This window comes from Pseudomonas sp. GW822-FHT02E03 (assembly GCF_058802325.1).
On sequence record NZ_JBXAOA010000026.1, the window covers coordinates 79,289 to 86,773 of the forward strand.

At 60.0% G+C, this 7,485-nt stretch carries 8 protein-coding genes and 1 pseudogene; 7 read left to right on the top strand and 2 right to left on the bottom strand.

The window, feature by feature from the left end:
- Window positions 1–291 precede the first annotated feature (291 nt).
- The 7 genes from AC1RQB_RS19375 to AC1RQB_RS19405 all read left to right on the top strand — a co-directional run bounded on the left by AC1RQB_RS19375 (window position 292) and on the right by AC1RQB_RS19405 (window position 5,603).
- Window positions 292–762, top strand: a complete 471-nt coding sequence (locus AC1RQB_RS19375) for a hypothetical protein (RefSeq protein WP_008068925.1) — start codon at window positions 292–294, stop codon at window positions 760–762.
- A 156-nt stretch (window positions 763–918) separates the two neighbouring features.
- Complete coding sequence (locus AC1RQB_RS19380) at window positions 919–1,551, top strand: TetR family transcriptional regulator (protein ID WP_007902733.1); 633 nt, start codon at window positions 919–921, stop codon at window positions 1,549–1,551.
- A 298-nt stretch (window positions 1,552–1,849) separates the two neighbouring features.
- Window positions 1,850–2,350 (top strand): urease accessory protein UreE, encoded by a 501-nt coding sequence (gene ureE / locus AC1RQB_RS19385; RefSeq protein WP_007902732.1) that lies wholly within the window; start codon window positions 1,850–1,852, stop codon window positions 2,348–2,350.
- A complete protein-coding gene (locus AC1RQB_RS19390; protein WP_063341726.1) occupies window positions 2,347–3,021 on the top strand; it encodes an urease accessory protein UreF in 675 nt (224 codons plus the stop codon). Before ureE ends, AC1RQB_RS19390 begins: the two co-directional genes overlap by 4 nt.
- Before the next feature lie 37 nt (window positions 3,022–3,058).
- On the top strand, window positions 3,059–3,673 hold the full coding sequence (gene ureG, locus AC1RQB_RS19395) for an urease accessory protein UreG (protein WP_038360437.1): 615 nt from the start codon (window positions 3,059–3,061) through the stop codon (window positions 3,671–3,673).
- A gap of 28 nt (window positions 3,674–3,701) precedes the next feature.
- On the top strand, window positions 3,702–4,274 hold the full coding sequence (locus AC1RQB_RS19400; protein ID WP_063341727.1) for a HupE/UreJ family protein: 573 nt from the start codon (window positions 3,702–3,704) through the stop codon (window positions 4,272–4,274).
- Between the two features lie 201 nt (window positions 4,275–4,475).
- Window positions 4,476–5,603, top strand: coding sequence for an AGE family epimerase/isomerase (locus AC1RQB_RS19405; protein WP_063341728.1), 1,128 nt, complete (start codon window positions 4,476–4,478; stop codon window positions 5,601–5,603).
- Between the two features lie 118 nt (window positions 5,604–5,721).
- On the opposite strand, the gene AC1RQB_RS19410 is transcribed toward AC1RQB_RS19405, so the two are convergent.
- Both AC1RQB_RS19410 and AC1RQB_RS19415 read right to left on the bottom strand, forming a co-directional pair.
- Window positions 5,722–6,489, bottom strand: a complete 768-nt coding sequence (locus tag AC1RQB_RS19410; protein WP_008068917.1) for an SDR family oxidoreductase — start codon at window positions 6,487–6,489, stop codon at window positions 5,722–5,724.
- A 768-nt stretch (window positions 6,490–7,257) separates the two neighbouring features.
- Window positions 7,258–7,485 (bottom strand): annotated as a pseudogene (locus AC1RQB_RS19415) (IS481 family transposase); the annotation flags it as partial.

A 7,485-nucleotide genomic window follows, 5' to 3' on the forward strand; every position in this document is an offset into this window, starting at 1 on the left:
AATGGCGCGCAGGTTTAACCGAATAGGCACTTAACACTCAAATAATCGGCCGGGGACATCCTGCCCCCTCATCCGGCGTTACCGCACCCGCACTTTTGCGAGGCGAGAGTGGGTCGAAAACCCCCACCTCAGTGCAAAAAAGCTCGCCGGAAACAACCGTTCTAGAGCGCTGCGGCCGAACAATCAATTCTGTTGATTATTACCATTGCGTTTATGAACTTTTATATCGATTTCTCGAGAGTAGCATTGCCCTCGTACCCACTTTATCGCCCTCCCAAGGAGCAACCCATCATGAAACGCGAATTACTGCTTAGCCTGACCCTCTCAATGTTAGCCAGCACCGCTTTTGCTTTGCCGGCTGCTGATCAGGCCACACCACAAGTCAAAGACAGCCACTCGGTGTTCAGCCAGACCGTTGCCGCTGATGGTTCCGACCGCACTCCACAAGGTCAGACCCTGGCCGAAGGTGGTAATGATCGCCTGAAAGAAAAAGGCCTGATCACTCAAGATGGCTCGGATCGCACTCCACAAGGTCAAACGCTGGCCGCTGACGGTTCCAACCGTACTCCACAAGGCCAAACCCTGGCTGAAGGTGGCTCCGATCGCACGCCACAAGGTCAAACCCTTGCTGAAGGTGGTTCCGACCGCACTCCACAAGGTCAAACCCTTGCTGAAGGTGGTTCCGATCGCACTCCACAAGGTCAAACCCTTGCTGAAGGCGGTGGTGACCGTGTGATCGAACGCAACAGCGCTGTGAGCTAAGCCCATGGCGGCCCCGAAAAAAAGCCCAATCCCCGGATTGGGCTTTTGACTTTATAGACGCTGCATTTCCCCGCGTGATCTCCCGATAGTCGTTCGACGCCAGCGAAGCCGATTTGCTAGAGTGCGCCGCTGTCCTGTCCAGAAAACACCCTTGCGATGCTGCCCCGCGCCGAACAGAAACAACAGACCCGCAACGCCCTGATGGACGCTGCCCGCCACTTGATGGAAAGCGGCCGAGGATTCGGCAGCCTGAGCCTGCGCGAAGTGACCAGAACCGCCGGGATCGTACCCACCGGTTTCTACCGGCACTTCGCCGACATGGATGAACTGGGCCTGGTGCTGGTGAGCGAAGTCGGTCAGACCTTCCGCGAAACCATTCGCCTGGTGCGCCATAACGAGTTCGTCATGGGCGGCATCATCGATGCCTCGGTGCGGATCTTTCTCGATGTGGTCACCGCCAATCGCTCGCAGTTCCTGTTTCTTGCCCGCGAGCAGTACGGCGGCTCACTGCCGGTGCGCCAGGCCATTGGCCGCTTGCGCGAAGACATCAGCTCGGACCTGGCAGCGGACTTGTCGCTGATGCCCAAACTGCAGCATCTGGACATCGCAGGCCTGAGTGTCATGGCTGATCTGATCGTCAAAAGCGTGTTCGCCACCTTGCCGGACATTATCGATCCGCCGGCGCAGGCGTTGCCGGATCATCTGACGCCTCAAGCAAAAATCACTCAGCAGTTGCGCTTCATCTTCATCGGCCTGAAACACTGGCAAGGGCTCGGTAGTACCGAGTAATCCCCCACTGATGATCGTTCCCACGCTCTGCGTGGGAATGCCTCAATGGACGCTCTGCGTCCGCTCTTGGGACGCAGAGCGTCCCGGGCTGCATTCCCACGCAGAGCGTGGGAACGATCTGGAGCACCGCGCACGCACCAACTTTGCGCACAACCTTCCCCGCACGCACCAATCCCTGCCAAAGCCCGCCACTTCCTGAATCATCCCCCTGCACTCCGACAGCCATTTCCTACGCTTCCCCCGATTGGCAAGCCCCTTGCTCTGTCCCTGAGCATTGTCCATTGCTGGAAGCCTTCCGATGCTGGTGATTCATCGCAGAATCGACCCTCAACCCGTCTGGGCCGCCGAGTTGCACCTGACCTTCGAAGCCCGGAGCAAAAGCCGCTTGCGCTGTTTCAGTGCCGAGGGTGAAGACGTCGGGTTGTTTTTGGAGCGCGGCCAGCCGCCGCTGTATGACGGCGAATGCCTACAAGCCGAAGACGGGCGCGTAGTGCGCGTCTGTGCTCGCCCCGAACAACTGCTGCACGTCACCTGCGCCAACGCTTTCGAACTGACCCGCGCCGCCTATCACCTGGGCAATCGCCATGTGGCCCTGCAGGTCGGCGATGGCTGGTTGCGCCTGCTCGACGATTACGTACTCAAGGCCATGCTCGAGCAACTGGGCGCCAACGCCGAGAACATCGAAGCGCCGTTCCAGCCGGAACACGGTGCCTACGGCGGCGGCCATCACCATTCGCGGCACGGTGACGAGGATTTCAACTACCCGCCGAAACTGCACCAGTTCGGCGTGCGCTTATGAACCCGGCCTGGGCGCTGCTGCGTCTGGCCAGCCCGCAGCTGCCGATTGGCGGCTACAGCTATTCCCAGGGTTTGGAGATGGCTGTGGATAACGGCCGAGTGGACGATCCCGACAGCGCGCGGCGCTGGATCAGCGATCAGTTGCTGCTGAACCTGGCGCGTTTCGAAGCGCCGCTACTGCTCGCCCATTGCACTGCTGCGGCCGAAGAAAACTGGGCCGAACTGCTGCAACGCTGCGAAGAACATCGCGCCAGCCGGGAAACCCGTGAGCTGCATCAGGAAAGCCGGCAGATGGGATATTCATTGAAGCAACTGCTCAACGGTTTACCGGAACTGGATGCGCCGGCCCGGGCCTTTCTCGACCAATGCCCTGAACCACACCTGGCCCTTGGCTGGGCGCTGGCGGCCCGCGCCTGGCAGATCAGCCCGCAAGATGCGCTGGCCGCCTGGCTCTGGAGCTGGCTGGAGAACCAATTGGCGGTGCTGATGAAAACCCTGCCTCTGGGCCAGCAAGCCGCGCAGCGCCTGACCAGTGAACTGCTGCCGCTGCTGCAACAGGCGCAGCAAGACGCCACCCGAATCAACCCCGAACACTCTGGCAGCGCCGCTTTCGGCCTGTCCCTGGCGTGCATGGCCCATGAGCGCCAGTACAGCCGTCTGTTCCGTTCCTAGGGCCTGTTATTTTGGGCCTTTTATTTTGGAGAACCACATGAACACACAACCTCTGCGCGTCGGCATCGGCGGCCCGGTCGGTTCCGGCAAAACCGCCCTGACCCTGGCCCTGTGCCTGGCCCTGCGCGACCGCTACAACCTGGCCGTCGTGACCAACGACATCTACACCCGCGAAGACGCCGACTTCCTGGTGCGCAACGAAGCCCTGGCGCCCGAGCGGATCATCGGCGTGGAAACCGGCGGCTGCCCGCACACCGCGATCCGCGAAGACGCCTCGATCAACCTCGAAGCCGTGGATCAGTTGAACCGGCGCTTCCCGGGGCTGGACCTGATCCTGGTGGAGTCCGGTGGCGACAACCTCTCGGCAACCTTCAGCCCGGAACTGTCCGACCTGACCATTTACGTGATCGACGTCTCGGCCGGCGACAAGCTGCCGCGCAAGGGCGGGCCGGGGATCTGCAAATCCGATTTGCTGGTGATCAACAAGATCGACCTCGCGCCGCTGGTAGGCGCCTCGCTAGAGATGATGGACAGCGACACCCAACGCATGCGCAACGGCAAGCCATTCGTCTTCAGCAACCAGAAAACCGGCCAGGGTCTGGAAGCAATCATCGCCTTCATCGAACGCCAGGGCTTGCTGACTGCGGCCTGATCACACTTATCAACAAGGAAGCTTATCCATGACACTGAAACGCATTCTGGGCGCCATGGCCCTGCTGCTGACCCCGGCCATCGCCTTTGCACATCCGGGCCACGGCGATAATGGCTTGATGGCCGGCATCAGCCACCCGATCGGCGGCCTCGATCACTTGCTGGCAATGGTTGCCGTGGGGTTGTGGGCTGCGCAGCAGAAAGGTGCCGCGCGCTGGGCGCTGCCCTGCACGTTCGTGGGCACTATGCTGATCGGCGGGCTGCTGGGCTTTGAAGGGTTGAACCTGCCGGCGCTGGAGGGCGGGATTGCGGCATCGGTATTGGCGTTGGGCCTGGCAGTGGCTTTGGCGGTGCGTCCGCCGCTGAGCGTGGCGGTGGGTGCGACTGCGTTGTTCGCGCTGTTCCATGGTGTGGCGCATGGCCTGGAATTGCCGGACATGTCGAGCCCTTGGGCGTATGCGGCTGGGTTTGTGGTGGCGACGGCGGCTTTGCATGCAGCGGGTTATGCGGTGGTTCGCGTCTTGCCTCAGGCTGCCGCACCACTGGTTCGGCTGGTGGGTGCGGCTTCGGCGGCGACTGGGGTGTGGTTGCTGGCGGGTTGATTCTCTAGCGCCTGAACCAGCCTCTTCGCGGGCAAGCCCGCTCCCACAGGATATTCGCCGCCAGCACAGATCGTGTGAATACCGATGATCCCTGTGGGAGCGGGCTTGCCCGCGATAGCGTCCGATCAGACACCGCGTCTCTCGTGCCTGCCTCTCTGCTACCATGTCGCGCAATCGCCCCTGCCGTGACGACGCCAGCCAATGCCGCATGTTTCCCGCTCCGCTTCCCAGCCTGAATTGACCGCCCTGTTCGCCTCGGTGCAACAGCACTTCCAGGACGTGATCGTGCCGCTCTGGCAAGGCCCCGGCTGGAATGCCGACATGGCATTGCCTTATGAAGCGCTGGACGCCGAGCATCAGCCGCTGCCACCGCAGCGCTATCGGGCCATGGCTTGCGCGCGGCAGCTGTACCTGTTTTCCAGCCTGATCGGCCAAGTGCCTCAGGCCGAAGAACGGGCGGCGGCGCTGTTCCGCTCCTTGCAACAGCATTTCCACGATGCCGAGCATGGCGGCTGGTTCTACAGCATCGACCCGCAAGGTGAGCCGCTGGATCAGCGCAAAGACCTCTACACCCACGCCTTCATCCTGTTCGCCTGCGCCCATTATTGGGACAAGGTTCGCGAACCGCTGGTGGAGTCGGTACTCAACGCCGCGCTGGAAGTCGTGGCCCGGCGTTTTGCCATGGGCGACGGCCTGTATGAGGCCAGCCTGGACCGTGATTGGTCGTCGCTCAACTCCGGGCCGCTGCAGAATCCATTGATGCATTTGGCCGAAGCCTTCCTCGCCATCCTTTCGGTGCGCGAGGACGTAGCTGTGCAGAGTGCGCTTGTCGAGTTATGCACAGCCATGCAGAAGCGCTTCATCGATCCGCAACATGCGGTGTTGATGGAAAAGCCGCTTGGGGCTGTGGATAACTGGTTCGAGCCAGGCCATCAGTTCGAATGGTATTTCCTGCTGGAGTCCTCACCCTTGCTGCGCGGCTCCAAACTGCATGCCTCGCTGGACCACGCCTTTACGCTGACTGAGCAACTGGGTGTGGATCAGCACACAGGCGCTGTGCGCGCGATGCTGGAACTGGACGACCATCCTCGTGATGCAACCCAACGCATCTGGGCCCAGGCCGAATACCTGCGTGCCCTGACCTTGCGCCCGGGCAGCGAAGCCTCTGTGCAGCGCCAATTGCAGGCGCTGCAACAGCGCTTTTTACATGCGGGCGGCTGGTATGAGTGTCGCGATGAGCAGGGCGAAGTGAGCCGCAAGGACATGCCTTCAACCACGCCTTATCACTTGGCGACTTGCTATCGCGGGTTGGCCGAGTATCTTCGCTGAAGGATAGATAGCTATCGCGGGCAAGCCCGCTCCCACAGGGTTTGTGTCGTTCGCGAAATAGCGATTCAACACAAACCCTGTGGGAGCGTGGCTTGCCCGCGATGGCCGTTACGCGGTCTTAAGCCTTCGTATTGCGCTCAATCGCAAACCCGCTCCAGGTCTGGCTCACCGGCATCAGCTCAAGGCTGTTGATGTTGATGTGGGCCGGTGCGTTGAGCACCCAGAAAATGGTCTCGGCGATGTCTTGCGGCTGGATCGGCTCGGCGCCAGCGTAAGTGGCGTTGTAACGCTCCTGGTCACCGGCGAAACGCACCAGCGAGAACTCGCTCTCGCACAGGCCCGGTTCGATGTTGCTGACCCGCACGCCAGTCCCTTGCAGGTCGCAACGCAGGTTCAGGGAGAACTGTTTGACGAACGCCTTGCTCGCGCCATACACATGGCTGCCCGGGTACGGATAGTTGCCGGCGATGGAACCGAGGTTGACGATGCTGGCGCCACGACCGTGAGCGATCAAACGCGGCAACAACAGGCGAGTGCTGTACATCAGGCCTTTGATGTTGGTGTCGACCATGGTGTCCCAATCATCAAGATCGCACTTGGGAGCCGGGTCCACGCCCAAGGCCAGGCCGGCGTTGTTGATCAGCCCGCGCAGCTTGGCGAAGGACGGCGGCAGGTTGGCAATCGCCTCCTCCATGGCCTTGCGATCCCGTACGTCGAGCACCAGACCATGGACCTCGGTCTGCTTCGACAACTCGGCGCACAGGGCATTGAGGCGCTCTTCACGACGACCTGTCAGCACCAGTTTCCAGCCGGCTTCAGCAAAACGACGGGCGCAGGCTTCACCAAAACCGGAAGTCGCGCCGGTAATAAACAGGGTGTTGGACATCGTGTTCTCCTTGCTTCGGCTGATCGACAGCCCTTGGAATAGAAAATCAGTTGCCAGCATGCCCGGCCTTGTCCACAGCGGCAACCATCGCAAAAACCGTACAAAAAACAATCAACACCGGCAACGCCATATGGGCTGTGGCTTGCAGCCATGTACGCGCACCTTATCCACAGGCCGGTCCACAGTTTCCGGGGGCAAGTGCAAAAGCTGCAAGCCGCTGCCTATAAGGCTTTGCGGGCAGATTAGAAAGTTTTTTGCTTGACCCTCAGGTGCCTGCTGTGTACCCCCGGGCAATTTGCACGACCGGGCGGTCAAACCGACGATGGCTCCAAGCCAGTAACTACGGCCCTCAGCCGACTCTTTCCAGAGTTTAACCACAGACTTATCCACAGGCTTGTCCACCTCGATTCATACCTGGATTGCCCCTAACAAAAAGGTTGACAAAGCCGGCTCAAGGTCCAGCAAAAACTCCTGATCAAAAAACAACCACATCGCTGCAAGCCACGTATTAAAAGGCTTGCAGGCAGCTACTCCCACGTTATTCACAGCCAGCTCCACAGCAAACGGGGACAAGTCAAAACCGTGATAAAACAGCAATTTGCAGCGGCTTTATGTCGCGCTTTGAGAGGTCGTGAATATTGTTTTCCACAATTCCCCAAAAAAAACCCACCCTCCTTGTGGGAGCGGGCTTGCTCGCGAAAGCGGTGGCACATTCAGCATCAAAGTGACTGGAACGCCGCCTTCGCGATGTAGAAACGGATACATCCTTTACAATCGAGACCGGGGACATCCTTTACGTTTTTGTGGGTTTGAAAGGCGGTTTTCACCGCTTTTCAAACGACCTAAAAGGTAATTGCACAAATACACTTCCCAGACCTCATCTTCCACCTCCTTCAGCCCTAGTGCCTCACCCACCAGCGATTCGCTGACAAATACCATTCCGCCTTTCCACTTCATTGAACCGTTTTGCCGGACTTTTCTGACCAGCATTTGTGA

Excerpts from the sequence above, each read along its gene's own strand:
- AC1RQB_RS19405 (WP_063341728.1), top strand. The coding sequence starts at position 4,476 with ATGCCGCATGTTTCCCGCTCCGCTTCCCAGCCTGAATTGACCGCCCTG.
- AC1RQB_RS19400 (WP_063341727.1), top strand. The coding sequence starts at position 3,702 with ATGACACTGAAACGCATTCTGGGCGCCATGGCCCTGCTGCTGACCCCG.
- ureG (WP_038360437.1), top strand. The coding sequence starts at position 3,059 with ATGAACACACAACCTCTGCGCGTCGGCATCGGCGGCCCGGTCGGTTCC.
- AC1RQB_RS19375 (WP_008068925.1), top strand. The coding sequence starts at position 292 with ATGAAACGCGAATTACTGCTTAGCCTGACCCTCTCAATGTTAGCCAGC.
- AC1RQB_RS19380 (WP_007902733.1), top strand. The coding sequence starts at position 919 with ATGCTGCCCCGCGCCGAACAGAAACAACAGACCCGCAACGCCCTGATG.
- AC1RQB_RS19410 (WP_008068917.1), bottom strand. The coding sequence starts at position 6,489 with ATGTCCAACACCCTGTTTATTACCGGCGCGACTTCCGGTTTTGGTGAA.
- ureE (WP_007902732.1), top strand. The coding sequence starts at position 1,850 with ATGCTGGTGATTCATCGCAGAATCGACCCTCAACCCGTCTGGGCCGCC.
- AC1RQB_RS19390 (WP_063341726.1), top strand. The coding sequence starts at position 2,347 with ATGAACCCGGCCTGGGCGCTGCTGCGTCTGGCCAGCCCGCAGCTGCCG.